The following is a 26,705-nucleotide window of genomic DNA, read 5'->3' as shown; positions in this document are numbered from 1 at the left end:
CGGACGATGAAATACTTCCCCCTCATCTGGTCCGCCCTCTGGCGCAAGAAGCCACGCACGATCTACACCATGCTGTCGATCGTCGTCGCCTTCCTGCTGTTCGGCATGCTGCAGGCGGTGGCGGTGGGCATGACCAAGTCGATCGAGATTTCCGGTGCCGACCGCCTGTTCACCGCCGGCAAGTTCTCCTTCACCGAGATCCTGCCCATCGGCTACTACGCGCGCATCAAGTCGGTGCCGGGCGTGACGCTGGTCTCGCACGCCAACTGGTTCGGCGGCGTCTACCAGGACGAAAAGAACTTCTTCGCCCAGTTCGCGGTGGACCACGAGACCTACCTGGAGATGTACCCGGAGTTCATCGTCAGCGACGAGGCCAAGGCGCTCTGGGCGCGCACCAGGACCGGCGCCCTGGTCGGCGTCGGCCTGGCCAGGAAGTTCGGCTGGAAGATCGGCGACCGCGTCCCGGTCCAGGCGGCGATCTGGCCCAAGCGCGACGGCCGCAACGACTGGCAGTTCGACATCGTCGGCTTCATCGACACCAAGGACGAGGCCACCCGGAACCAGACCGAGATGATGCTGTTCCGCTTCGACTACTTCGACGAAGCGCGCCAGTTCGGCCAGGGCTACACCGGCTGGTACCTGGAGAAGGTCGCCGATCCCGCGCAGGCCGGCAGCGTGGCGGCGGCGATCGACCGCCAGTTCGCCAACTCGCCCAAGGAAACCCGCACCGATTCGGAGAAGGCCTTCAATCAGTCCTTCATGAAGCAGATGGGCGACATCCAGCTGATCATCCAGTCGATCCTCGGCGCGGTGTTCTTCACGCTGCTGTTCCTGACCGGCAACACCATGATGCAGTCGGTGCGCGAGCGCATCCCGGAGCTGGCGGTGCTCAAGACCATCGGCTTCTCCGACCGCAGCGTGCTGGGCCTGGTGCTGACCGAGTCCCTGCTGCTGTGCCTGATCGCGGCGCTGGTGGGCCTGGGCGTGGCGACCTTGCTGATGCCCGGCCTGGCGGCGAAGGTGCCGGGCCTGCGCATGGAGCCGGAGGTCTGGTTCATGGGTGTGGGCGTGGCCGTGGCGCTGGCCGTGGTGGTCGGTTTTCCGCCCGCCTGGCGCGCCATGCGGCTCGACATCGTCAATGCGCTCGCGGGGCACTGAGATGATTCAACAAGTCTGGGCCGTCACCCTCATGAACCTCCGCGCCATCCCGCAGCGGCTCGGCGCCTCGCTGGTGATCGTGATCGGCATCGCCGGCGTGGTCGGGGTGCTGGTGGCGCTGCTGTCGATGGCGCGCGGCTTCCAGGCCACGCTCAACAGCACCGGCCGGCCCGACCGCGTGATCGTGATGCGCGGCGGCGCCACCGACGAGCTGTCCAGCGTGCTGTTCCGCGAGCAGGCCCTCATCATCCAGCAGGCGCCCGGCATCCGCATGGGCAGCGACGGCCGCCCGCTGGCGGTGTCGGAGGTCTACATGCTCGCCGGCCTGCCGCGCAAGGGCCAGACCGAGCCGGCCAACGTCGTGCTGCGCGGCACCGGCCCCAACGTGCTGCAGGTGCGCTCGGAGGTCAAGCTGGTCGAGGGCCGCATGTTCAGGCCCGGCATCTACGAGGTGATCGTGGGCCGCGGCGCGCGCGACCAGTTCGCCGGCATGACCCTGGGCGGCAAGCTGCCGCTGCGCGACGGCGACTGGACCATCGTCGGCTTCTTCGACAGCGGCGGCGACGTCCACGAATCGGAGCTGTGGGCCGACGCCGAGACCCTGATGCAGGCCGGCAAGCGCGGCGCCCCCAACTCGGTGACGGTGCAGCTGGAGTCGGAGCAGGACTTCGCGCGCTTCAAGGACGCGCTGACCACCGACCCACGCCTCAACCCCGGCGTGCAGAAGGAGCCGGAGTACTACTCCTCGCGTTCCAAGGCGCTCAACGGCCTGATCAACGGCCTGGGCTACACCGTGGGCGTGATCATGGCGATCGGCGCGCTGTTCGGCTCGCTCAACACCATGTACGCCGCGGTATCGACGCGCACGGTGGAGATCGCCACGCTGCGCGCCCTGGGCTTCGGCGGCGCGCCGGTGCTGGTGTCGGTGATGATCGAGGCGATGCTGCTGTCGCTGGCCGGCGGCCTGCTCGGCGCCGCCATCTCCTACGTCGTGTTCAACGGCTACAGCGTCTCCACGCTGAACTTCCAGACCTTCAGCCAGGTGGCCTTCGCCTTCCGCGTGACCCCGGACCTGCTGTGGCAGGGCGTGATCTGGGCCCTGCTGATCGGTGCCGTCGGCGGCTTCTTCCCGGCGCTGAAGGCGATAAGGCTGCCGGTGGTGGAGGCGCTGCGGTCGGCGGGGTGAAACACGCTCCCGCAAAAGCAGAACCCAAAACCATCACCCAACAAAAAAGCGCGGCCGTAGCCGCGCTTTTTTGTTTGCAGCGATGAAGCTTACGGAGCGGCGACGAAATGGCCCTTGGTGCAGAACTCATGCACGAACATCGCCTCGCCGACGTTGACGCTCAGCAGGCCGCCGGACAGGCCGATGGTGGCATGGTCGTAGGGCTTGGTGACCTTCATGCCGAGGTAGATGCGGTCATCGCCGATCGCGTCCACGCCCAGCAGTTCCAGCGCATTCTGCGTGAACGCACGCGTCTCCTGCTCGGTGGTGCCCAGGAAGGTGGTGATGTCCAGGGTATTGAGCAGCGACAGGTCCACAGTGCCGCCGGGGAAGCCGATCGCGAACACGGCGTAGTCCCTGGACGGCACGGTGGCCGCAAGGTTGAACACCTGGTCCACCGAGCTGAGGATGCCCAGGCCGGTGGCGGTCAGCGTGAAGGTCGAATGCGTGTCGAGCCGGGTGTCGATGGCAAGGTCCTTGTCCTTGACGCTGGCGAGGAGCTGGTTCAGCGTCTGCCCGCCCAGGCCACCCAGGATGCCGCCCAGGATACCGCCGACGACACCGCCCGTGCCGGCGTCGGTGGTGACACCCTTCGCCTTGTTCAGGCTCAGGTCGCAGATGAAGCGGCCGGTGATCGGCGTGCCGTTGTCCGTGACGTCGGTCGGAACGCTGCCGTCATTGGGGAACTCGTTGGGGTCGATGGTGCCGTTGCCGTTGGTGTCGCCGCCGCCGCCCACGGTACCGCTGCCGTCGATGGAGCCGTCGCCGTTGGCGTCGCAGCCGGCCAGCATCAGGCCGGAGATGGCCAGCAGCGCGATGCCGCAGGCCTGGGTGAGCTTGGTGTTCATGTTGTACATCTCCACTGTCGGTAAGGGGTTAACGAAATGTCTTTCTTATATACCGCTATGCAGATAGTGCCTGCCGGCTTCAACCGGTAGTATGATGCCCCAGGCCTATCTGCCTGTAATGTAAGAAATATCGGACGGGTTTGTCACTAAAGCGCTCGTTTAAGCCCTGACGAGCATTCCTGGCGGCCTCCACGATATAGTATTCAGCAGGTCCAAAGCCTCAGAGTCGTCAAATAAAGAAACGCACCCGGAACGGCCTTCCTAACCGCTCCGCAGGCACGGTATGTGCCCACCCCAACCATCAGGAGAGTCACGATGAAAGCGCTGCTGAAGAAGCTCCCCCTGGCCTGTCTCGCGCTCGCGCCGATGGCGTTCGCACAGGACCCGGCCGCCGAGTCCGCCCCGACCGAAGAAGCGATCGTCGGCGAACCGGTCCCCGCCGAAGCTGCTGCCCCCGCCGAAGCCGCACCCGCCGAGGCCGCCGCGCCTGAAGCGGCCGCCGCCGAAGCCGCGCCGGCCGAAGCCGCCGCCACCACGGAACTGGCCCCCGAGGCAGAGGCCGTGCCGGCCGACACCACCGTGACCGAGACGGTAACGACCACCGAAACGGTGACCGAGACCACGGAAACCACCGAAGCCGCCCCGGAAGCCCCGGGCGCCGCCAAGGTGACGGACTACGTCAGCCTGCTGGGCACCTACACCTTCGTCGGTGACACACCCTACGACAGCATCGAGCACGCCATCGGCCTGCAGCTGATCCGCGGCTGGAACTGGACGGGTAACTGGTACATCGAAGGCAGCTTCACCGCCGACAACATTGAGACCGACGTCGACGGCACCACTGACTTCTACCGCTACAGCGTCGGCCCCGACCTGGTCTACTCCTTCGGCGACCGCACGGGCTTCACCCCGTTCGTGCTGATCGGCGGCGGCGCCAACTACACCGACGTGATCCCGGACGACGAGGACAAGTGGAGCTGGTTCGGCAACGCCGGCATCGGCTTCCTCAGCGGCCCGATCAGCGACTTCGGCTTCCGCATCCGCCTGGAAGGCCGCTACATCTACGACGCCAACGAGTTCCTCGACAAGCGCCAGGACATCAAGGTGGGCCTGGGCCTGGAACTGCCGCTGGTGCTGCCGGGTGACGGCCTGACCCCGCTGCCGGAGACCAAGGAGTCGGTCGTGGTGGTGCCGGCCGACAAGCCGGGCGATGCCGACCAGGATGGCGTGCTGGATCCGTACGACTCCTGCCCGGATACCCCGCAGGGCATGGAAGTGGACGGTCGCGGTTGCGCCCTGCCGCAGGTCCTGACCCTGACCGGCGTGGTGTTCGACTTCAACAAGGCCACGCTGACCCCGGACGCCCGCAAGATCCTCGACGACGTGGCCAAGAAGATCGTGGCCTACAAGAAGATCCCGATGGAACTGGCCGGTCACACCGACAACGTCGGCAGCGACCAGTACAACCTCGAGCTGTCCGACCTGCGCGCCAAGGCCGTCAAGGACTACCTGATCGAGCAGGGCGTCGCCGCCGACGGCCTGACCGCCAAGGGCTACGGCGAATCGCAGCCGGTTGCGCCGAACGACACCGATGCCGGTCGCCAGGTCAACCGCCGCACCGAGCTGCGCGTCGAAGGCCAGAAGTAAGCCTGAGCCGCAAGCCGTAACGACAAAGGCCGCCGGGGCAACCCGGCGGCCTTTTTCTTTGTGCTGCCTGCAAGCCCAACCGTAGCCTGTACGCAGTCCAGACTGCCATCGGCTCGCGGCAACCCGGGATTGCCTCCGGGCCACTCCGCTTGTCCGAAGGGGAAGAGCCTCCTTGTACCTCCCTCTCCCCGCCTGCGGGGAGAGGGCTGGGGTGAGGGGCGAAGCCTTCAATCGGAGGCGCTGTGCGTTATCGCGCCACCAGCAACACGAACTCCACCACGCTGATCGCCGCCAGCAGCGCCACGATCCAGCGCCAGCGCGCAGGCAGCGCGTCGGAGGACGGCGGCGCCACCACCGCTGCAGGCGCTGCCGCTGCGGGCACCGGAGCCACGGCAGGCACCACCGCCAACCCCTCACCCACCGGCCGGGTCGGCGGCTCGGGCAGCAGGGCGCTGACCGCGCGCTTCTCCCCGGTCAGCGACACCGACACCTCGGTGGTCACGTTCTCGCGCGGCCGGTGGTCCGGCCGCACGAACACCGCGGCGGCGCGATCGCCGGTGTCGATCTCCTCCTCGTCCAGGCCGTCGAGGAAGGCCAGGAACTCCTCGGCCGAGGCGTAGCGGTCCTGCGGCCGTACCGCCAGCGCGCGCGCCATGCCCTCGCGCATCGCCGGCGGCAGCGCGCTGTAGCCGCTCTGCTGCAGCGGGTCGTGCCCCAGCCGGTCCAGGGCCATCGGCGGCAGCTCCCCGGCGATCATGCGGTACAGCGTGGCGGCAACACCGTAGACATCGGTGTAGGGGCCCTGCGGGCTGCGCCGCTGGTACTGCTCCAGCGGGGCATAGCCCTCGGTCACCACCACCACCAGGCTGTGCGGACGCTCGCCGGCCGACGGCATGGCGGCGCCGAAGTCGAGCAGGATCGGACGGCCGTCGGCGGCCAGGTAGATGTTGTGCGGCTTGACGTCGCGGTGGATGACGTTGCGCTCATGCACGTACTGCAGCCCCTGCAGGATCGGCCGCATCAGGCGCAGCGCCACGCCCGGCATCAGGCTGTTGCGCACGGTGGACAGGTACTCGCCCAGCGACACGCCCTCGTAGTAGTCCATCACCAGGTAGGCGGTGCCGTTGGCGTTGAAGAAGCTGCGCACGCGCACGATGTTGGGATGGGAGAAGCGCGCCACGATGCGCGCCTCACGCAGGAACTGCTCGCGGCCGAAGGCGAAGTTGGCCTGGTCGGCGTCGGTATGGACGTGCACGTCCAGCGACTCGGCGGTGCGCGTGGCCAGGTCGCGCGGCAGGTACTCCTTGATCGCCACGCGCTGCTGCAGGTGGATGTCCCAGCCGATGTAGGTGATGCCGAAACCGCCGGGCTTGCCCAGCACGCGGCCGACGCGGAACTGGCCGCCGATGACGATGCCATGGGGCAGGAACAGCGGCGAGCGCGGCGCCGACTCGTCGTAGCCGCAGGCCGGGCACACCGCCGCCCCGCCCTTCTCCGCGTAACATCCCGGGCAATGCTTCTGATAGGTCAAGTTTGGCGCCCTCCAGCACCACGCCGCCCCGATTGTATAATCAAGCTCAAGCTTTTCCGGGACATACCTGGCGCATGGCGGGTGAACGAGCATGGCGCACCGTACTGTCTGCCGATCTCGGCGGCAGCACGGCCGCGTACGAAAAGCTCGCCGACGCCAGGCAGGCGGTAGACCGGCACCTGCATGCGCTCAGCCGCATCACGCACCAGCATAGCGGCGAACGGGTCAAGACACCCGGCGATGCCGTGCCGACCTGCTTCCGCGGCCCCGACCCTGTCGTCGGCGACGACGCTCGCGAGGTCTTTTTGCGCCGCGAGTCGCTTCCCCTAGCCGGACGCGGGGTGATCAGCCTAGGCTGTCCCCTGCTGGAGCAAACCGGCGAAACCCTCCGCTACAGTTGCGAGTGATGCCATGACCCAGATATCCGATGGCCAGTACCGTGGTGCCGCGCTCTACGCCGACTTCAGCGAGTCGCGCCCCAACCAGATCGTCGACGCCCCGCTGAACTTCGCCGAGGTGCGCGAGCTGACCTCGGCCGCCACCCGCCTGGAAGGCATGGTGATGGAGGCCACGCCGCGCAAGCTCTACGTGTTCTTCCCGGAACCCGCCAACGCCCTGCAGATGGCGCGGCGGGTGGCCCAGCTGGTGGCCAGCGCCCGCGACACCGACCTGAGCCGCCTGGGCCTGGATGCCCGCGTGATCCTGGGCCATGGCGCGGTCGTCATCGAGCAGGCGCGCGTCAAGAGCGACTGGACCTTCCGCCTCGCCGGCCTGGTGTCGGCGGTGCCGCAGAACGGCGTGGCCGGCCTGCGCGACTTCGTCGCCCAGTTCCGTCCGGGCGAGATCATGCCGCCGCCGCGCCCCTCGGCGCGCAGCGACCTGTTCATCCTGCCGATGGTCGACAACGAGAGCACCGAGAACCAGGAGACGCGCCTGGCCGGGCTGGGCACCAGCACCGACGGGGTGTTCCTGGTGCTGACGCTGCGCGTGCGCGGCGTGCCGCAGACCTTCCGTTCCAGCGACTGCCCGATCCTGATCGGTCGCGACAAGAGCTGCGGCGTGCAGGTCAGCGGCGAGAAATCCTCGCGCGTGCACGGCCGCATCGAGTTCGAGAAGGAAAAGTTCTACTACGTCGACGACAGCCGCAACGGCACCTACGTGCTCACCGGTGGCGGCCAGGAACTGCTGATCAAGAACGAGAAGATCGTGCTGGCAGGCGAAGGCGCGATCAGCCCGGGCGCACCGCTGTCCACGCAGACCGGCGAGGTGGTGCGCTACTCCTGCACGCCCAGCCGCCTGTCGATGGCCGGCGATGCCGGCAGCGACGGCGACACCAAGATGATGCGTACCGAACAGCAGTGATCCATAGCTTTTTTGGTTTTTATATAGATGAAATTAATTAAATAATTATATAAATAATCTCATTCGACGACCGCCCGCAAGGCCCGTTCCTGCGGGCTTTTTCGTGCCCGATCACGCAATCCCGGGCCTTCCCGGGCCGCCTCGCCCCGCAAGCCGCATGGGACCGTGTTTTTTACCCTTCAATCCCCAGCTTATGCACAGTTTTGGCAGGGTCTTTGCACCGTCTTGGACACAAACGCTTGGGGTTGACGACCGCAAGAACCACAAGATATGGTAGCAACACTATCCGAGCCACCCCCGTAAGGACGCGGCTTCAGGTACTCCGAAGAAGCCCGCAGGTCGCCGCGCCCTTGGCGCCCGCGAGGACCCATCATCCAGGGGGAGAGCACATGCAGAACGAATCCACCGCCGTCACCCAAGAATCCCGCCGCGCCCCGCCCGCCCCCGCCTCCACGGTGGAAGTCGCGGCCACCGCCCCCGGCGGCATCAAGGTCATCCGCCGCAACGGCAAGGTCACCGGCTTCGACGCCGGCAAGATCAGCATCGCCGTGACCAAGGCCTTCCTGGCCGTCGAGGGTGGCGCTGCCGCCGCCTCGGCCGCCGTGCGCGAGAAGGTCGAGGCCATCACCGCCCAGGTCGTGCAGGCCCTGACCCGCCACATCTCCGGCGGCGGCACCCTGCACATCGAAGACATCCAGGACCAGGTCGAACTGGCCCTGATGCGCGCCGGCGAGCACAAGATCGCCCGCTCCTACGTGATCTATCGCGCCGAGCGCGCCAAGGAGCGCGCCTCCGAGGCCGCCAAGGCCCCCGAGTCCAGCCAGCCGCGCCTGTCGGTCAAGCTCGACGACGGCCGCTCCGTGCCGCTGGACGAGGCGCGCCTGCGCCGCGTCGTCAGCGAGTCCTGCGCCGGCCTGACCGGCGTCAGCGTCGACGAGGTGGTCACCTCCGCCCTGCGCGACCTCTACGACGGCATCCCCGAGGCCGAGCTGTCGCAGGCCGTGACCCTGGCCGCCCGCGCCCGCATCGAGAAGGAGCCCAACTACACCTACGTGTCGGCGCGCCTGCTCTGCGACGCCATGCGCCACGAGGCCCTGAAGTTCCTGGGCCTGCCGGAAACCCGCCCCACCTTCGAGGACATGAAGGGCCTGTACCCGGCCTACTTCAGCGCCTTCATCCACCGCGCCGTGGAGCTGGAGCTGCTGGACCCCAAGCTCGCCCTGTACGACCTCGACGCGCTGGGCAAGGCCCTGCTCGCCGACCGTGACCAGAAGTTCGACTACCTGGGCCTGCAGACCCTGTACGACCGCTACTTCATCCACAGCAACAGGATCCGCTTCGAGCTGCCGCAGGCCTTCTTCATGCGCGTGGCCATGGGCCTGGCGATGAACGAGATCGACCGCGAAGCCCGCGCCATCGAGTTCTACACGCTGATGTCGTCCTTCGACTTCATGTCGTCGACGCCGACGCTGTTCAACTCCGGCACGCTGCGCCCGCAGCTGTCGTCCTGCTACCTGACCACGGTGCCCGACGACCTCGGCGGCATCTTCGGCGCCATCCACGACAACGCCCTGCTGTCCAAGTTTGCCGGCGGCCTCGGCAACGACTGGACCCCGGTGCGCGGCATGGGCGGCTACATCAAGGGCACCAACGGCAAGTCCAACGGCGTCGTGCCGTTCCTGAAGGTGGCCAACGACACCGCCGTGGCGGTCAACCAGGGCGGCAAGCGCAAGGGCGCGGTCTGCGGCTACCTGGAGACCTGGCACCGCGACATCGAGGAATTCCTCGAACTGCGCAAGAACACCGGCGACGACCGCCGCCGCACGCACGACATGAACACGGCCAACTGGGTGCCGGACTACTTCATGAAGCGCGTCATGGAAGAAGGCCAGTGGACGCTGTTCTCCCCCGAGGAGACGCCGGACCTGCACGACCTGGTGGGCGACGCCTTCGAGAAGCGCTACTGCGAGTACGAGAAGCTGGCCGACGACGGCCGCATCAAGAACTTCAAGCGCATGCCGGCGCTCAACCTGTGGCGCAAGATGCTGTCGATGCTGTTCGAAACCGGCCACCCCTGGGTCACCTTCAAGGACCCCTGCAACCTGCGCTCGCCGCAGCAGCACGTCGGCGTCGTGCACAGCTCCAATCTCTGCACCGAGATCACGCTGAACACCAAGGCCGGCCAGGAAATCGCCGTCTGCAACCTCGGCTCCATCAACCTGCCGGCGCACATCGTCGACGGCAAGCTCGACGTGGCCAAGCTGGAGCGCACGGTCAACACCGCCATGCGCATGCTCGACAACGTCATCGAGTACAACTACTACTCGGTGGCCACGGCGCGCAATTCCAACCTGCGCCACCGTCCGGTCGGCATGGGCGTGATGGGCTTCAACGACGCGCTGTACAAGCTGCGCCTGCCCTACGAGAGCGACGCCGCGATCCAGTTCGCCGACCACTCGATGGAAGCCGTCAGCTACTTCGCGATCAAGGCCAGTTCCAACCTGGCCGCCGAGCGCGGCGCCTACAGCTCCTTCAAGGGCTCGCTGTGGGACCAGGGCATCCTGCCGGTGGACTCCATCCAGATCCTGGCCAAGACCCGCGGCAAGTACCTGAAGCAGGACACGGCGGTCTCCGGCCAGTTCGACTGGGACGGCCTGCGCGCGCAGATCCGCCAGGTCGGCATCCGCAACTCCAACACCATGGCCATCGCCCCGACCGCGACCATCGCCAACATCACCGGCGTGTCGCAGTCGATCGAGCCGACGTACCAGAACCTGTACGTCAAATCGAACCTGTCCGGCGAGTTCACCGTGGTCAACGAGTACCTGGTCAACGACCTCAAGAAGCTCGGCCTCTGGGACGAGGTGATGGCGCATGACCTGAAGTACTTCGACGGCAGCGTGCAGCGCATCGACCGCATCCCGGCCGAGATCAAGGAGCTCTACAAGTGCGCCTTCGAGATCGACGCCAAGCGCCTCGTCGATGCCGCCAGCCGCCGCCAGAAGTGGATCGACCAGGCACAGTCGCTGAACCTGTACATGGCGCAGCCCAACGGCAAGAAGCTGGACGAACTGTACAAGCACGCCTGGCTGTCCGGCCTCAAGACGACCTACTACCTGCGCACCCTGGGTGCCACCCACGCCGAGAAGACGACGATCCAGGACAACCGCCTGAACGCCGTCGGCAACGGCGCCCCGGGCGGCTCCTCCGCCAAGCCGGCCGCGCCGGTCGCCGCCCCGGTGGCGTCGACCGACGTCGGCAGCGCCAAGGTCTGCTCGATCCTGGATCCGGAGTGCGAGGCCTGCCAGTAGGCTTCAGCGGCTGTTGAACAGGGCCGCTCCGGGCAACCGGAGCGGCCTTTTTCTTGGGACCCCGCTCAGCGCTGCACGATCACCGCCGTATTGCCGCTGCCCGACTGCAGGATGTAAGCCGAAGCACCGACGCCCTGCTGGCTGACGCTGGCGAAGTTGGCACTGCCGGACTGCTCCACCCGTGCGTAGTTGTCGCGGCCGGACTGCTCCATGGCGATGCGGTTGCGCAGCAGGCTCTCCTCCACCTGCGCCGGCGTTGCGGCGGCGGAGCCGCTGCCGAGATCGATGTCGGCCTCGCGCTCCGCCAGGATCTGGCTTTCGAGGTCGGCCGCGAGCAGCGGCGCCGGCACCAGCAGCAGGGCGAGACAGAGCAGGGTGGAACGGGACATGGCGCGGCTCCTGGCGATCGGGAATGCCCCGGATAGCGGCCGCCAGGCCTCGCGCTGGATGCTCTTCAGGCCCCCGCCGCATCCAGCGGTCGCCATGGACCGACCGATGGCGCGCACTTGCCATCAGCCTGTCATGTTGCGGTGCGTCAGACGCCCGTCGCGAGCGGCTTCAGCGCTGCTGCACCACCGCGAAGTTGCCGCTGCCGGACTGGACGATCAGCGCCGAAGCGCCGGTGCCGGCCTGCTGGATGCTGGCGTAATTGTCGCGGCCGGACTGGTCCACCATGGCGTAGTGGTCGCTGCCGGCCTGCTCGATCAGCACGCGGTTCGACAGCAGGCCCGCCTCGATCTCCGCCGCCGGCAAGCCGGAGACGCCACCGACATCGATGTCGGCGCTGCGCTCGGCGAGGACCTCGCTCTCGAGGTCTTCCGCATGCAGCGGCAGCTGGACCAGCAGCAACGCGGCACAAAACAAGGCACGCCTCGTCATGGGAGTTCTCCCGGTCGCGAAGGACAAGCCCGCCAGCAGCCACGCCCTGAGTCCATTCAGGGCCGGATACCGCAGCGGCCCCTACATGAGGATTGAAGCTACGCCTATTGTCATTAAGCTGCAATGTAATTCTGATAGGCCGCTTTTCCCTGATCCCTCAAGCCCACCGAGAAAGCCCATGCTCGCCACCGTCGTCCTGCCCTGGATCCACTACCTCGCCGTGCTGATGATGGCCGGCGGCGCCGTCGCCGAGCTGTACCTGCTCAAGCTGACGCCCTCCAGCGAGACCGTGCAGCTGCTGCCGCGCGTGGACCGCCTCTACGGCATCACCGCCGGCCTGGTGTTCGTCACCGGCCTCCTGCGCATGTACCACGGCGGCAAGGGCGCCGACTGGTACTGGCACAACGGCCTGATGCACGGCGTGATCACCGCCTTCGTGCTGGCCGCGCTGATCTCCCTCGTGCCGACGATCCGGTTCATGCGCTGGAGCAAGCAGCTGTCCAGCGGCGGCGGCTTGCCGGGCGCAGATGCGGTGCGCAAGACCAGGATCCTGGTGCATGTACAGCTGACGCTGGTGGCGCTGGTGGCGTTGCTGATTACGATGGTCGGCAAAGGCTACGGACATCACTAAGTCCAAACTGCCCCATCTCTTGTCTCCCTCTCCCGCTGGCGGGAGAGGGTGGGGGTGAGGGTGGTGCAACATGGAACCCCGTAAAGGCATTCGAAAGGCGCGGACCCTGCGCCGTTCGATGACCGACGCCGAGCGGCGTCTTTGGCACCGCCTGCGCGCCGCCCAACTCAACGGCCACAAGTTCCGACGCCAGTTCCCGATCGCCCCCTACGTCCTCGACTTCGCCTGCGTCGATCTGATGCTGGCCGTGGAAGTCGACGGCGGCCAGCACGACGAGCGCGCCGAGCACGACGAACAGCGCACACGCTTTCTGGAAAGGAACGGATGGCGCGTGCTGCGGTACTGGAACAACGAAGTGCTGGGCGAGGAAAATCGCGTGCTTGAATCGATCCTGACTACGTGCCTGGAGTTGGCTTCCAGGAAGGGCTGAGCATCCTGGCAAGCCTCAGCGAGTTTCATCCTGCACCACCCTCACCCCGCCCTCTCCCGCCAGCGGGAGAGGAGGACAGCGGTAGCGCCATCCATGGCGAGGCAGCAGCTACCCGATTGAGCCCCTGCCCGGCCCTCCATGGCCGGGCGCTCGACGACGCAGGGGATGCGATTCAACGCATCCCCAAAGCGCGTCGTCTCGCCCCGCTTAGCAGCATCTCCCCCGCCCCCACCTCCCCGCCGCACCTGTCGCAGCCCACCCGCGGCCGCAACGCCTGCCCGCAGCTGCGATGCACCAGCAACAGCGGCGGCCCCTTGGCTCCCGCCAGCCAGCGATCGCCCCAGCGGATCAGCGCGACGATGATCGGGAACAGGTCGCGGCCCTGCTCGCTCAGACGGTAACCCTCGCGGGCGTCTTCCTCGCGGCTCAGCACCTCCAGCTCCACCAGGCGAGCCAACCGGTCCGCAAGGATGTTGCTGGCGATGCCCAGGGCCTGCTGGAACTCGCCGAAGCGGCGATGCCGGTAGAACGCCGCGGCGACGGTCATCGCGGTCCAGCGATCGCCGAGGATGTCGAAGCTGCGCTGCATGATCGGGTGCGCGGCGTCGATGTCCTCGGCGGCGATGCTGGAGCGGCGATGCGCGCGCGGCCCGGGGTGCGGGTCCAGCCCCGCGCCGGGGCCGGAACGCCACTCGACGTCGCGCGCCTCGACGCGCTCGCCGCAGGCGGCGCAGTGCTGCTGCGGCGTGAACTCGCGGCCGCAGACCGCGTGGCGCAGGCGGTGCATCGGGCTCTTCGCGTCGTAGTGCCAGCGCCGGTCCCAGCCGATCACCGCGCAGGCGACGTCATGCAGGTCGGCGCCGCATTCGCTGAGGAAATACTCGTCGCGCGGCGGGTTCTGCTGGTAGCGCCGGCGCCGCAGCAGGCCGGCCTTCTGCAGGCGCTGCAGGCGGTTGGCCAGCACGCTGCGCGCCATGCCGGTCATCGCCAGCAGCTCGGAGTAGCGGTTCACGCCGAGGAACAAACAGTACAGCAGCAGCAGCGTCCAGCGATCGCCGATCAGGTTCAGCGCGCGCGACACCGAGTGCGCCTGCACGGTGAGATTGGGCGCGGCGGCAGGCGGCTTCTTGCGGGTTGCGGTGGCCATGGGGCGCGGCACTCTGATCGCGCGCCCCGTGACGGTCAAGCCCTGCCGACGACGAAGCTGGCGACGGTGGCGCAGGAACCGCCGATGTTGAGCGTGCCGATGCGCTGCGCGCCGTCGATCTGCATGCCGCCGGCAACGCCCGTCACCTGCCGCGCCGCATCCAGCAGCATGCGCACGCCGGTGGCACCCACCGGATGGCCGCCGCCGATCAGGCCGCCGGACATGTTGACCGGGCAGCGCCCGCCGGGCGCGATGCTGCCGTCCTCCACCGCGCGCCAGCCCTGCCCCGGCGGGGTCAGGCCGTAGTGGTCGATCGCCATGTACTCGGTGCTGGTGAAGCAGTCGTGCGTCTCGATGCCGTCCAGCGCGTCCACGCCCGGCAGGCCGGCGCGGCGGAAAGCGTCCTGGATGGTGGCGCGCACTTCCGGGAAGACGTAGTCCTGCCCGCGGCTGCGCTCCAGCTTGTCGAGCAGGCGCAGGCCGGCATTGCGATGGCCCCAGCCGAGGATGCGCGGCAGGCGCTCCGCGTCCAGGCCCAGCTCCGCGGCACGCCGCGGCGAGGCCAGCAGCACCGCGCAGGCGCCGTCGGTGATCTGCGCGCAGTCCTGGCGTCGCACGCCGGGCTCGATCACCGGGTTCTTTTCATCGTCCTCGCTGAAGGCCCCGGGGCCGAACTGCCAGCGCCGTGTCTGCGCACGCGGATTGCGCCGCGCGTTGGCGTAGTTGAGTTCGGCAATGGCATTGAGATGACGCCGGTCCAGGCCATGGCGCTCGTCGTATTCCTGCGCCAGCCGCCCGAACACCGCCGGCCACATGAAGCGGCAGTCGATATTTTCGCGGCCCTGCCAGGCGGCGGAGTTCTGGATGCGCGAGGCCTCGTCGCCGGGCAGGTTCTTCTGCTCCTCCACGCCCAGCACCAGCACACAGTCGTAGCGCCCCGCCTCGATCTCGGCCATGGCCGTCAGGATCGCCAGCGAGCCCGAGGCGCAGGCGCCTTCGTGGCGCATCGCCGGCCGGCCCCACAGCTCCGGCACCACCTGCGCCACCATCGAACCGAGATGGCCCTGCTGGCGCTGCAGTTCGCCGAAGGCGTTGCCGACATGGATCGACTCCACCTGCGCCGCATCCACGCCGGCATCCTCCAGCGCGGCGCGCGTGGCCTCGCGCACCATGTCGGAAATGTCCTGGCCCTCGCGCGACCAGACGCGCGCGAAATCGGTCTGGTGGCCGCCGAGGATGCAGACCTGGGGCTTCACGCCGCCGCCCTCACCTGGTCGCCGCGCGCCCAGGTCGCATGGAAGCCGGCCGGCACGCGGCAGGGCAGTTGCACCGTGGCGACCGGGCCGCGGGCGATGTCGCGCGCATCCAGCACCTGCACCTCGCTGCGCCCGCTGGCCGCCTCGGTGACGAACACCGTCAGCCAGCCGTCGTCTTCTTCCACGGCGCCGATGCGCGGCGCGAACGCCGCCTCGGAGCCGCACCAGCCCTTCGCGTAACGCCAGGTCTCGCAACCGCCGGTTTCGAAGTCGTACTTGTGGATGCCGTCGAAGCGCTGCATGTCGGTGGCAGTGTCGATCGCCATGACATAGCCGTAGCGCGTGCGCCGGCCGGTGCGGTCGAGGTTGACCACCGGAAACTCGCCGATGCGATCGTCGAGCTGGCGCTGGCGCAGCGCGCCGGTCTTCAGGTTCATGCGCCATTCCCAGGGCACCGCATGCAGGGCCAGCACCGCCACCATCGGCGCATACGGGCCGTACTGCCGGTTCGGCGTCATGCCGTTGGGCACCATGCGGCAGGCCTGCATCACCACCTCGTCGCCCTCCTCCCAGGCATTGATCACGTGGTAGACGTAGCAGGGGTCGGTCTCGAACCAGCGCACCTGGCTGCCGGGCCCGCGCCGCGGCACCACGCCGAAGCGCGTCGGCTGGTCGCGACGCTGCTCGATGGACCACTGCCCGCGCTTCAGGCCCTGCTCGCTCATCACCACCGGCAGGTCATGCAGGATCAGATGATTCTCGGTCAGCCCCATGTCGTGCGGCAGGCGCGGGCCGGGCAGTTCCACCCTGTCGAAATGCAGCAGCCGGTTGTCGCGGTCCACCACGCCGAAGGACATCCAGGGCTCGTACAGCGCGTAGTCGAAGAACACGAACTCACCGGTCAGCGGATCGACCTTGGAGTGCGCCGAGACATGGCGCGGCAGGCGGCGGCCGAAGGTCTCCTGGCGCAGCGTCTGCAGCGTGCGCGCATCCACGCGCACCGGCGTGCCGCCGATGTACCACAGCGCCAGCAGGCTGCCGCCGTGCAGCAGGACGTCGGTATTGGCGGTGTCCTTGTAGACCTTGTCGCCGCGCTCGCGATGCGCCGGCAGCATCACGCCGCCGGCGCCGCAGCCACCGGCGAGGTCGGCCTCGAAGTCGCTGGAGCGCACGTAGCGGCTGCGGTAGCTGGCGCGGCCGTCCTCGAACCACACGCCGTGCAGCATGCCGTCGCCGTCGAACCAGTGATGCAGCTCCTGCGGCGCGCGCGCCGGGTTGGGGCCGTTGCGCACGTAGGCGCCCCAGAGCTCGCGCGGCAACTCACCCTGGATGTCGCACTGCAGCACGGTCTCTTCGCGCGCCACCGGCGCGTAGAGCCCCTGCAGGTAGGGATTCAGGTCGTTGGGGTTGCCGGGCGCGGCGACAGTGGGGTCCATGGCTGTTCCTCCGGTCCGCGTCGATGCGGAAACGGCGCCGCCGCGGGGCGGCCGATCGTTGGGGCCAATCTAAGGTTGTAGGTTTTTTTATGCAAGCGTATGCTGGCTCTACGGTCAGTGGCCCGGCAGAGGCCTCTCCCAGTGCGAGAAAGGAGCTGCGATGTTGCGGAATGGATCCGCCATCGGGCGCGATGCGAACCGGCCGGGCGGCCTCGCCGCCACGTGCCGGCGCATCGTGACCCGGGTGTTGCAGGCCGTTGCGGCCCGGTGGCCGCGGGTCGCGGCATGAACCGCACCCGGACCGAGTCACTGGCGCAAGCCGTCGAGGTCTTGTACCTTGACCGGACTCGAACCGATTTTCACGAAAGAGCAGTCCCACCGGCAACGGTAGAGACTGCCGCATGACGCAAGACCCCCACGAAGGTTTGCGTCCGGCCTGTGCGAGGGCCGGGCACTTTGGTGCCACTAGAGGAGAAAACGATGAAATCGAGTGTAAAAGTGATCCTGCGCCTCGGCGCGGGCGGAGCGCTGCTGACCGTGCCGATCATGGCCTCGGCGCTGAAGTTCGAATACGGTGACATCCAGGGCAGTTTCGACACCACGGTCTCCCTCGGCGCCACCATGCGCATGGAAGACCGCGACGACGCCCTGGTCGGCATCAGCAACGGCGGCAGCGCCCGCTCCGTCAACGACGACGACGGCAACCTCGCCTTCGAGAAGGGCGATGTCGTCTCGGCGGTCGCCAAGGCCACGCATGACCTCGAACTGAAGTGGCACGACTACGGCATCTTCGCCCGCGTCAACTACTTCTACGACCAGGTCGCCGCCGACGCCGAGGACCGCGAAGACCGCTTCGCCGCCAATGGCGCGGCAGTGGCCGACCGCAAGGCCAACGAATACGAACTGGGTGAGCGCGGCCGCGATCGCCTGGAATCCGAGCTCGACCTGCTCGACCTGTTCGTCTACGGCAACTTCGACGTCGCCGGCCGCAAGCTGTCGGCACGCTTCGGCCGACAGGTTGTGAGCTGGGGCGAAAGCACCTTCATCGGCAACGGCATCAACTCGATCAACCCGATCGACGTCGCCAAGATCCGCACGCCGGGTGCCGAGCTGAAGGAAGCGCTGCTGCCGCTGCCCATGCTGTGGTCGTCCTTCCAGATCACCGACAGCCTCGGCATCGAGGGCGTCTGGATGACCAGCTGGGACAAGACCGAGATCGATCCGCGCGGCAGCTTCTTCTCCACCTCCGACATCGTCTCCGACGACGGCGATCGTGCCGTCACCGGCTTCGGCCGCCGCGAGGACGACAACCACATCACGCGGCCGCCCACCGACGGCTCCGCCCACGTCGTGGTGCCGCGCGAGCGCACGCGCAACGCCGATGACGCCGAGAAACAGTTCGGCATCGCGCTGCGTTACTACGCCGAGGCCGCGGCCGGCACCGAGTTCGGGCTGTACTACCTGAACTATCACAGCCGTACGCCGCTCATCTCGGCGGTGCGCGGCGGCGCCACGCATCTGGCGAACGTCAGCACCACGGACACCTGCTCGACCAGCGCGGTGGCCGGTTGCCGCGCCACCTACTTCACCGAGTACCCGGAGAACATCGAGCTGTTCGGCCTCAGCTTCAACACCGACGGCCCCTTCGGCGTCGCCATCCAGGGCGAGTACTCCTACCGTCCCGAACAGCCGGTGCAGCTCGGCGGCACCGAGATCCTGCTGACGGCGCTCGGCGTGCCCAACAGCATCAATCCGTTCCCTGCCGCGGCACTCCCCCTGGGCACCGAGATCCGCGGCTACCGCGAGGTCGAGATGCACCAGGTGCAGACCACCTTCACCAAGGCCTTCGGTCCGACCTGGGCCGCGGAGCAGTTCACGCTGCTGGCCGAGGTCGGCTACAACCATCTGGCGCTGCCCGACAACCTGCGCTTCAACGGCCCCGGTGCCGGCCTGCCGGCCTGTGGCTTCCTCAATCCCCCCATCCCGGCTCCCACAGCCTACGTCGTCTCCAACAACTCCTGCCAGAGCGAGGGTTATGCCACCGACAGTTCCTGGGGCTACCGGGTCGTCAGCCGCATGGACTTCGAGAACCTGATCGGTGCGGTCGGCGTCTCGCCGCGACTGGTGCTGGGTCATGACGTCAACGGCGTAGGCCCCAACTTCAACCAGGACACCAAGGCCGTCACCCTGGGCGTGGCCTTCAACTACCTGCAGCGCTGGCAGGCCGACATCGGCTACACCACGTTCTTCGGCGGGCGCACCTACAGCGGCACCGACGCGAGCGGCACGCAGCCCTTCGGCCCCGGCGGCGCGCAGGTGCCGGTCTCCCCGGGCAGCTCCCTGGGCCCCGGCAACACCATCCCCGGCTCGGCGGCCCAGCCCCTCGACTACGCCACCAGCGCCAACCCGAACAAGGACCGCGACTTCCTTGCCCTCAGCGTCTCGTATGCGTTCTGAACGGGACCCAAAGGAGAATCCAATGAAATACACGATGCTCAAGACGAGCCTGCTGTCTCTCGCCTTTCTTGCCGGCGCCGCGCAGGCCGCGGTCTCCGCCGACGAAGCCGCCGCACTGGGCAAGACCCTGACGCCGATCGGTGCCGAGAAGGCCGGCAACAAGGCCGGCACCATCCCCGCCTGGGACGGCGGCCTGGTCAAGCCGGTGGCCGGCTTCAAGGCCGGCGGCCACTACCCCGACCCCTACGCCGGCGACAAGCCGCTGTTCACCATCACCGCCGCCAATGCCGACCAGTACAAGGAAAACCTCTCGGTCGGCCAGATGGCGCTGCTCAAGCGCTACGCCGACTGGAAGATGGTGGTCTACCCGACGCGGCGCAGCGCCGGCTATCCGGAGGGCTGGTACAAGGAGTCCATCGCCAACGCCACCAAGGACAACCTGGTCAGCGGCGGCAACGGCTTCACCGGCAGCACCGACGGCACGCCCTTCCCGATTCCGAAGAACGGACTGGAGGCGATCTGGAACCACCTGACGATCTACAAGGGTGATTCCTACGCCACCTCCTGGGCCCAGGCACCGGTGACGCAGAGCGGCGACTACAACCTGGTGCGCTTCGACTACGAGTACGACTTCTCCTACGGCAACCAGAAGAAGACCGGCGCGCAGCGCGAAGGCAACCTGCTGTTCTACTTCCTGCAGATCGTCAAGGACCCGCCGCGCCTGTCGGGCTCCATCCTGCTGGTGCACGAGTACGCCGACCAGGTGGCCCAGCCGCGCAAGGCCTGGACCTACAGCCCGGGCCAGCGCCGCGTGCGCCTGGCGCCGAGCGTGGCCTACGACAACCCGGGCACCGCCTCCGACGGCCTGCGTACCAACGACGACTTCAACATGTTCAACGGCGCCACCGACCGCTACGAGTGGAAGCTGCTGGGCAAGAAGGAGATGTACGTTCCGTACAACGGCTACAAGCTCAACAGCCCGCCGCTCAGGCTCAAGGACATCCTCAAGCCCGGCCATCTCAACGGCGACCACGCGCGCTACGAGCTGCACCGTGTCTGGGTGGTGGAAGCGACGCTGAAGTCCGGCACCTCGCACGTCTACAAGCGCCGCACGATGTTCCTCGACGAGGACAGCTGGACCGTGCTGGTGGCCGACAAGTACGACAACCGCGACCAGCTGTGGCGCGTGGATGAGATGCACCGCATCCAGTACTACGACGTGCCGTTCCTCGGCCCCGGCGCCGAGGTGCATCACGACCTGCAGTCGGGCCGCTACGTCGCCATGCAGCTGTTCAACGAGGAAACCACCATCTACAAGCCGGTCACTCGCAGCGCCGCCGACTACACGCCGGACGCACTGCGCAGCAAGGGCACCCGCTAAAAGCCGGAAGGAACCACTCTGGCACCTGGGGCGCGACGCGAGTCGCGCCCCTATTTTTTTGTGCAGTGCCGCGCCGCTCGCTTGCCGTAGGTTGGGGTGAGCGAAGCGATGCCCAACATCCCCGCCCTTCGACGTTGGGCATCGCTCCGCTCACCCCAACCTACGCTATAGTCGCCCTGCCCCGAATCCGCACAGAACGGCGACATGGACGCTGTCACGCCCCCGGCCGAAGTCTTCACCCACAAGTTCTTCGCCCCACCCTCGTATCCCGGCGCCATCCATCGCCAGGAGTTGCTTGGGCGCCTGTTCCGCCAGCCCGGCTACGGCGTGGTGGTGGTGCAGGCCCCGGCCGGGCACGGCAAGTCCACGCTGCTGCAACAGGCCAAGACCCTGGCCGAGCAGCAGGGCGCGCTGACCGGCTGGCTCAGCTTCGACGAAGCCGACAACGACATGCGCCGCTTCACCGTCCACATGCAGGCCCTGGTCGACGGCCTGGGCAGCCAGGACGCCGCCACCGCCGCGCCGCCCGGCACACGCCGCCGCCTGTCCGACCTGCTGGCGACGCAGCTGGTGCAGCTGGACCGGCCGGTGCGCCTGTTCTTCGACGAATTCCAGATGCTCAACAACCGCGGCGTGCTCACCGCCTTCCGCGACCTGCTGGAGCGCATCCCCGAGAACGTCACCCTGTTCATCGGCTCGCGCGCCCTGCCCGAGATCGGCCTGGCGCGGCTGATGGTCAACAACCAGGCCCTGGTGCTGCGCGCCGACGACCTGCGCTTCACCCACGTCGAGGCCCAGCAGTTCTTCTCGCAGGCGCGTGACCTGGGCATCAACCCGCAGGAGCTGGACGCGATCTACCGCCAGACCGAGGGCTGGCCGGCGGCGCTGCAGCTGTTCCGCCTGTCCCTGGCCAGCCCCGCGGTCCGCCGCGCCCTGACCGGGCTGTCGGGCTACAAGCCGCGCGAGCTGGCCGAGTACCTGGCCGACAACGTGCTGACCCTGCAGACCCCGCGCGTTCAGGAATTCCTGCGCCGCAGCTCGGTGCTGACGCGCCTCTCCGCCGGCCTCTGCGACCACATCACCGGCTGGCAGGACTCGCAGAGCATCCTGCTGTTCCTGGAGCGCTCCGGCCTGTTCCTGCGCAGCCTCGACTCGGACCTGTGCTGGTTCAAATACCACACCCTGTTCTCGTCCTTCCTGGCCGAGCAGGTGCGCAGCGAAGAGCCCGAGGCCCTGCTGGAAGTGCACCAGCGCGCCGCCGACTGGTTCCACGCCCACGGCATGCACGAGGACGCGCTGCACCACGCCATCGCCGCGCGCAACTACGGCTTCGCCACCGACATCATGAACGTCTGGGCCGATCGCCTGATCGCCGACGCCAACCTGGTGACCATGGAGCGCTGGTCCGACAACCTGCCGCTGGACGAGATCGCGCGGCGGCCCGACCTGGCGATCAAGATCGCCTGGGCGCTGATCTTCCTGCGCCGCCACCACAAGCTGCGCCCCATCCTCACCACGCTGGCCGACCTGCCCGGCGCCGGCCCCGACACCGACGTGGTGCGCTCGATGCTGGCCCTGGTGCTGGACGACATGCCGCAGGCCTTCGAGCTGGTCGACCGCATGGACATCCAGGGCCAGCAGCCGGTCGGCTTCCGCGCCTTCGAGCTCGGCGCCGCCGCCAACGTCAAGGGCTACCGTGCGCTCTGCGCCGGCGACTTCGACAGCGCGCGCGAGCACCTCAACCTGGCGCGCAGCTACGGCGAGCGCGGCGCCGCCGCCTTCAGCGGCGGCTACACCGTCGCCGTCACCGGCATGAACCTGGTGATGCAGGGCCGCCTCGGCGAAGCGCTGGCGCGTTACCGCAGCGGCCTGGCCGAGCATCACCTGGACCTGGAAAAGCCCTTCGCCACCGCCTCGCTGGTGTCCTGCTACATCAGCGCGCTGTACGAGAACAACGACCTCGACACCGCGGAGTCGATGTTCACGCAGTTCCACGACGTCATCTGCGACGGCGTGCTGCTGGACTTCATGGTGCCCGGCTACATCGCCATGGCGCGCATCCACGACGCCCGCGGCCGCAGCAACCGCACCGAGGAAATCCTCGCCGAGGCCGAGCAGATCGCCCACACCGCCGGCTGGCCGCGCCTGATGCGCATCATCAGCTGGGAGCGCGTGCGCCGCCTGCTGCTGGATGGCGAGATCGATCGCGCCCAGGTCATCGCCAGCCGCATTCCGCGCCAGCCCGAATTCGCCCTGCCCGAAGGCTGGATGATCTACACCGAGGCCACCGAGGGCGACGCCATCGGCGCCATCCGTGTCGCCCTGCACAGCGGCCAGACCGACGTCGCCCTGACCCAGCTCGCCGCCGAACTGGGCGTGGCGCAGCGCCAGGGCCGCAGCTACCGCCAGATCAAGCTGCTGGTGCTCGACGCCCTGGCACAGCGCGCCCACGGCAACGACAACCACGCCCACCGCAGCCTGCACCGCGCGCTGCAGCTGGCCGCGCCCGGCGGCTTCGTGCGCCTGTTCCTCGACGAGGGCGAAAAGATCCTGCCGCTGCTGCGCGACGAACACACCGCCCTGGCCGGCGACGGCAACCCCGAGAACGGCAGCCTGCGCGCCTTCGTCACCCGCCTGCTCGAAGCCGCCGGCCACCACGCCGAAGTCAACGCCCGCCCCCACGCCGACGTCGGCTTCCAGCCCCTGGAACCCCTGACCGACCGCGAGCGGCAGATCCTGGTGTACCTGGCCAACGGCGTCTCCAACAAGGAAATGGCCCGCCGCATCTTCGTGTCCGAGAACACGGTGAAATTCCACCTGAAGAACATCTACTCGAAGCTGGCGGTGGCGAGCCGTTTGCAGGCGATCAATGCGGCAAGGCAGATGGGCTTGTTGTAGGAGCGGCTGTTAGCCGCGAGGGCCGGTCAGCACGATTCACCGCCCTCGCGGCCAACGGCCGCTCCTACGATCCGTCTGCTTTTGTAGGAGCGGCTTTAGCCGCGAAAACCGGTGGGTATGATCAAGCCCGCATCGCGGCTGAAGCCGCTCCCACGTACAGACCAAAAACACTTCAGCCCTGTAGGATGTGGTGAGCGCAGCGAACCGCATCAAGGGATGCTCGATGCGGTTCGCTGCGCTCACCACATCCTACAGAACTCTTGGGAAATTGAGCTTCCGCTCTTCACGGATGGCCACCAATAGAAATGAACGAACATCTGCTTTCGATATTTCGCCAGCCAGATGCTTTGGCGGCACGGGGCAAATATCTCTCCAGAATTTTTGGGATATTTTCCGAGGAAGTGGTACGCATTTGGGCGAAGGATCGTCGTTGCCCTTTTGAGGATCACGGTCGGCCAACGCTCAGAAGTACGGGAAAGACAAGGGGGTGTACGCTTGATTTTACATTGCGGCATAAAAGCACCGACCTCACATATGTAGCCGAACTCAAGTGCGAGATAGAGTTTCAAAACTACAAATATTTTATCCTTTCAGACGCAGCACAGCTTTCGCATCACCGCAAAGAAGCCTTTCGCGCGTTCCTGGAAGCGGCGATTCAGCCATCAGCGCAGCAAATTTTTGTTAGAGGAAAGGCCCAACAGATCAACGGCGCCATTCTGATATGGGGCGCGGCCACTCCTGAAGGACGGAAGTCGGCCATCGAGACTTACGGATTTCATGACGTATTAACAATTTCAGAAATCGTTCACGACCTTCGCTCATGGAATCATGATGCCTATGAGCATTTTCTGGAGCAAAGGCGTTCTTGGTCGAATGAGCTTTTTGACGGACTTCTTGCAGCCCTGTAAGCCTTCTCGATGCGGTTCGCTGCGCTCACCACATCCGACTGAACCAGCGAAGTAGGAGCGGCCGGTGGCCGCGACAAGCCGGGCATCGCGGCCACCGGCCGCTCCTACAATTCGCCTTCTTTGTTGGGAGCGACGCAAGTCGCGATCCTTCCCTCGCGCGCATCAACTGGTCAGCATCACCCGATTCTGCTTCCTGAACCCCACAAACCAGTCGATCGCCGCCGGATTCATCATCGCATCGCGGCTCGCCGCCTTCTCCAGCGGCCAGCCCACCAGGATCTTGCGCACCGGCACTTCCATCTTCTTGCCGGTCAGCGTGTAGGGAATGTCTTCCACGCGATACATCTGGTCCGGCACATGCCGCGGGCTGCAATCGGCGCGCAGGCGCCGGGCGATGCGGTTGCGCAGTCCCTCGTCCAGCACCGTGCCCGGTCGCAGCTTGAGGAACATCGGCATGAAGTAGCGGCCACCGGCCAGCTCGCAGCAGACGATGATGCTGTCGAGGATCTCTTCCATGCGCTCGACGCTGCGATAGATCTCGGAAGTACCGATGCAGACGCCGTAGCGGTTCAGCATCGAGTCCGAGCGGCCCAGGATGTAGCAGCCGCCGCGCTCGTTGATGCGGATGAAGTCGCCGTGGCGCCAGACGCCGGGGTAGGTCCCGAAGTAGGACTCGTGGTAGCGCTTGCCGTCCTCGTCATTCCAGAAGTACAGCGGCATCGACGGGAAGGGCCGCGTCACCACCAGCTCGCCCACGTGTCCGTCCAGCTCCTGGCCCTGCTCGTCCCAGACACGCACGTCCATGCCCAGGCCGCGCGCCTGGATCTCGCCGGCATGCACCGGCAGCGTCGGGCTGGCGCCGACGAAGGCGGAGGCGATCTCGGTGCCGCCGCTCTGCGAGGTCACCCAGAGGTCCGGCTTCACCTCTTCGTACAGCCAGGCAAAGGTCTCGGGCGTCGACGGCGAGCCCACCAGCAGGATCATCTCCAGCTGCGACAGCGGGTAGTGCAGGCGCGGACGCAGGCCGTCCTTCTGCATCACCTGCACGAAGCCGGGGCTGATACCCAGGTGCGTCACCTGCGCCTGCTCGGCGATGCGCCACAGCACGCTGGAGTCCGGCGCGATCGGCGAGCCGTCGTACAGCACCGGCGTGGCGTCCTGCAGCAGGCTGGCCAGCAGGATGTTCCACATCATCCAGCCGGTGGTGGAATAGAAGAACGGCCGCGAACCGGCGCGCAGGCCCAGGTGGAAGGCGCCGACCTTGCAGTGCTCCAGCAGCACGCCGACGTGGCTGTGCACCACCGCCTTGGGCAGGCCGGTGGTGCCGGAGCTGAACAGGATCCACAGCGGATGATCGTGGCCGACGCGCTCGTAGCGGAACTGCGCGCGCGGCACCTCGGGCTGGTTCAGCAGCTTTTCCCAGGGGATGGTGCCCGCAGGCCGCGCGCGGTCCGGATGCAGGTAGGTCAGCCACACCGTGTGCTGCAGGCTGTCGATGCTCGACAGGATCTGCTCCACCTCGCCCTCGCGCGGGAAGTCCTGCCCGGCGAAGCGGTAGCCGTCCACCGCGAACAGCAGCTTGGGTTTGATCTGCGCGAAGCGGTCGATCACCGCGCGCGCGCCGAACTCCGGCGAGGCCGCCGCCCAGATCGCGCCGATGGCGGTGGTCGCCAGCATCGCGATGGCGGTCTCCGGGACGTTGGGCATGTAGCTGGCGACGCGGTCGCCGGGGCCGATGCCGAGCTTGCGCAACTGCCCGGCGAGGATGCGCACCTGTCCGCCCAGCTCGTCCCAGCGCATCGTCGCCGGCGCGCGCAGCTCCGAGGAATGGTGGAACACCACGGCCTCGGGATGATCGGCCTCGCGCCGCAGCAGGTGCTCGGCGTAGTTGAGCGTCGCGCCCTCGAACCAGCGCGCGCCCGGCATGGTCTGGCGGTCGAGCACGCGGCGGTAGGGCGTCTCCGAGCGGATGTCGAAGTAGTCCCAGCAGGCCGCCCAGAACCGCTCCAGCTCGTCCACGGACCACTGCCGCAGTGCCTCGTAGTCCGCCAGGTCCAGGCCGTCGCGGGCGTTGACCCAGTGACGGAAGCGCTCCACGCCCGATAGCGCGCAGTACGCCGCCGGGGGCGTCCAGAGCAGATCGCCCTCCTCCACCGTTCGCGGCGTTTCGGCCAGTGCGGGCATGGGTCTCCCGGGGTCC

Annotated in this window: 20 protein-coding genes; 12 read left to right on the top strand and 8 right to left on the bottom strand. The window is 67.4% G+C overall.

Going from position 1 to position 26,705, the window contains the following annotated elements:
- The first annotated feature begins 6 nt into the window (after positions 1 to 6).
- Entirely contained in the window at positions 7 to 1,158 is a 1,152-nt protein-coding gene (locus tag D0B54_RS04120; protein WP_117289456.1) for an ABC transporter permease, read from the top strand.
- Position 1,159: 1 nt separating this feature from the next.
- The gene (locus D0B54_RS04115) at positions 1,160 to 2,344 is read left to right on the top strand and encodes an ABC transporter permease (RefSeq protein WP_117289454.1); all 1,185 of its coding nucleotides are present in this window, start codon (positions 1,160 to 1,162) and stop codon (positions 2,342 to 2,344) included.
- An 89-nt stretch (positions 2,345 to 2,433) separates the two neighbouring features.
- Here D0B54_RS04115 and D0B54_RS04110 read toward each other — a convergent pair whose 3' ends face one another.
- Positions 2,434 to 3,231 carry a hypothetical protein gene (locus D0B54_RS04110; protein ID WP_162932191.1) on the bottom strand — a complete coding sequence of 266 codons (798 nt, stop codon included), beginning with the start codon at positions 3,229 to 3,231 and terminating at the stop codon, positions 2,434 to 2,436.
- A 315-nt stretch (positions 3,232 to 3,546) separates the two neighbouring features.
- Here D0B54_RS04110 and D0B54_RS24140 point away from each other — a divergent pair, with 315 nt between their 5' ends.
- Positions 3,547 to 4,878, top strand: a complete 1,332-nt coding sequence (locus D0B54_RS24140) for an OmpA family protein (RefSeq protein ID WP_162932190.1) — start codon at positions 3,547 to 3,549, stop codon at positions 4,876 to 4,878.
- A gap of 247 nt (positions 4,879 to 5,125) precedes the next feature.
- Here the strand turns inward: D0B54_RS24140 and D0B54_RS04095 are convergent, their stop codons facing one another.
- Positions 5,126 to 6,409: a serine/threonine-protein kinase gene (locus D0B54_RS04095; protein WP_162932189.1), complete on the bottom strand. Its 1,284-nt coding sequence runs from the start codon at positions 6,407 to 6,409 to the stop codon at positions 5,126 to 5,128.
- Between the two features lie 74 nt (positions 6,410 to 6,483).
- On the opposite strand from D0B54_RS04095, the gene D0B54_RS24135 reads away from it, so the two are divergent.
- From D0B54_RS24135 to D0B54_RS04085, 3 genes are all read left to right on the top strand, one after another.
- Positions 6,484 to 6,816, top strand: a complete 333-nt coding sequence (locus D0B54_RS24135) for a hypothetical protein (protein ID WP_162932188.1) — start codon at positions 6,484 to 6,486, stop codon at positions 6,814 to 6,816.
- Between the two features lie 4 nt (positions 6,817 to 6,820).
- A complete protein-coding gene (locus D0B54_RS04090) occupies positions 6,821 to 7,771 on the top strand; it encodes an FHA domain-containing protein (protein WP_117289445.1) in 951 nt (316 codons plus the stop codon).
- A gap of 389 nt (positions 7,772 to 8,160) precedes the next feature.
- Complete coding sequence (locus tag D0B54_RS04085) at positions 8,161 to 11,082, top strand: ribonucleoside-diphosphate reductase subunit alpha (RefSeq protein ID WP_117289443.1); 2,922 nt, start codon at positions 8,161 to 8,163, stop codon at positions 11,080 to 11,082.
- Between the two features lie 65 nt (positions 11,083 to 11,147).
- Here the strand turns inward: D0B54_RS04085 and D0B54_RS04080 are convergent, their stop codons facing one another.
- On the bottom strand, positions 11,148 to 11,471 hold the full coding sequence (locus D0B54_RS04080; RefSeq protein WP_162932187.1) for a hypothetical protein: 324 nt from the start codon (positions 11,469 to 11,471) through the stop codon (positions 11,148 to 11,150).
- Positions 11,472 to 11,640: 169 nt separating this feature from the next.
- Positions 11,641 to 11,961, bottom strand: coding sequence for a hypothetical protein (locus D0B54_RS04075; protein ID WP_117289439.1), 321 nt, complete (start codon positions 11,959 to 11,961; stop codon positions 11,641 to 11,643).
- 178 nt (positions 11,962 to 12,139) lie between these two features.
- On the opposite strand from D0B54_RS04075, the gene D0B54_RS24130 reads away from it, so the two are divergent.
- Positions 12,140 to 12,592: a DUF2214 family protein gene (locus tag D0B54_RS24130; RefSeq protein WP_162932186.1), complete on the top strand. Its 453-nt coding sequence runs from the start codon at positions 12,140 to 12,142 to the stop codon at positions 12,590 to 12,592.
- Between the two features lie 70 nt (positions 12,593 to 12,662).
- Positions 12,663 to 13,022, top strand: a complete 360-nt coding sequence (locus D0B54_RS04065) for an endonuclease domain-containing protein (RefSeq protein WP_117289437.1) — start codon at positions 12,663 to 12,665, stop codon at positions 13,020 to 13,022.
- A 172-nt stretch (positions 13,023 to 13,194) separates the two neighbouring features.
- Here the strand turns inward: D0B54_RS04065 and D0B54_RS04060 are convergent, their stop codons facing one another.
- From D0B54_RS04060 to D0B54_RS04050, 3 genes are read right to left on the bottom strand one after another with little or no spacing between them, the layout of a single operon-like run.
- Entirely contained in the window at positions 13,195 to 14,169 is a 975-nt protein-coding gene (locus D0B54_RS04060) for a winged helix-turn-helix transcriptional regulator (protein WP_117289435.1), read from the bottom strand.
- 35 nt (positions 14,170 to 14,204) lie between these two features.
- Entirely contained in the window at positions 14,205 to 15,425 is a 1,221-nt protein-coding gene (locus tag D0B54_RS04055) for an acetyl-CoA acetyltransferase (protein WP_117289433.1), read from the bottom strand.
- Positions 15,422 to 16,861: a carotenoid oxygenase family protein gene (locus tag D0B54_RS04050; RefSeq protein WP_117289431.1), complete on the bottom strand. Its 1,440-nt coding sequence runs from the start codon at positions 16,859 to 16,861 to the stop codon at positions 15,422 to 15,424. The genes D0B54_RS04055 and D0B54_RS04050 overlap by 4 nt, the downstream gene beginning before the upstream one ends.
- A 480-nt stretch (positions 16,862 to 17,341) precedes the next feature.
- On the opposite strand from D0B54_RS04050, the gene D0B54_RS04045 reads away from it, so the two are divergent.
- From D0B54_RS04045 to D0B54_RS04030, 4 genes are all read left to right on the top strand, one after another.
- Positions 17,342 to 19,318 (top strand): DUF1302 domain-containing protein, encoded by a 1,977-nt coding sequence (locus tag D0B54_RS04045; protein WP_117289429.1) that lies wholly within the window; start codon positions 17,342 to 17,344, stop codon positions 19,316 to 19,318.
- Positions 19,319 to 19,340: 22 nt separating this feature from the next.
- Positions 19,341 to 20,699: a DUF1329 domain-containing protein gene (locus D0B54_RS04040; RefSeq protein ID WP_162932185.1), complete on the top strand. Its 1,359-nt coding sequence runs from the start codon at positions 19,341 to 19,343 to the stop codon at positions 20,697 to 20,699.
- 204 nt (positions 20,700 to 20,903) lie between these two features.
- A complete protein-coding gene (locus D0B54_RS04035) occupies positions 20,904 to 23,597 on the top strand; it encodes a LuxR C-terminal-related transcriptional regulator (protein WP_117289427.1) in 2,694 nt (897 codons plus the stop codon).
- 305 nt (positions 23,598 to 23,902) lie between these two features.
- Positions 23,903 to 24,505: a hypothetical protein gene (locus D0B54_RS04030; protein WP_117289425.1), complete on the top strand. Its 603-nt coding sequence runs from the start codon at positions 23,903 to 23,905 to the stop codon at positions 24,503 to 24,505.
- Positions 24,506 to 24,667: 162 nt separating this feature from the next.
- Here the strand turns inward: D0B54_RS04030 and D0B54_RS04025 are convergent, their stop codons facing one another.
- A complete protein-coding gene (locus D0B54_RS04025) occupies positions 24,668 to 26,689 on the bottom strand; it encodes an acetoacetate--CoA ligase (RefSeq protein WP_117289423.1) in 2,022 nt (673 codons plus the stop codon).
- Positions 26,690 to 26,705: the final 16 nt, after the last annotated feature.

The organism is Solimonas sp. K1W22B-7 (genome assembly GCF_003428335.1).
Taxonomy (GTDB): domain Bacteria; phylum Pseudomonadota; class Gammaproteobacteria; order Nevskiales; family Nevskiaceae; genus Solimonas_A.
This window is presented reverse-complemented; position numbering and strand designations above follow the sequence as displayed.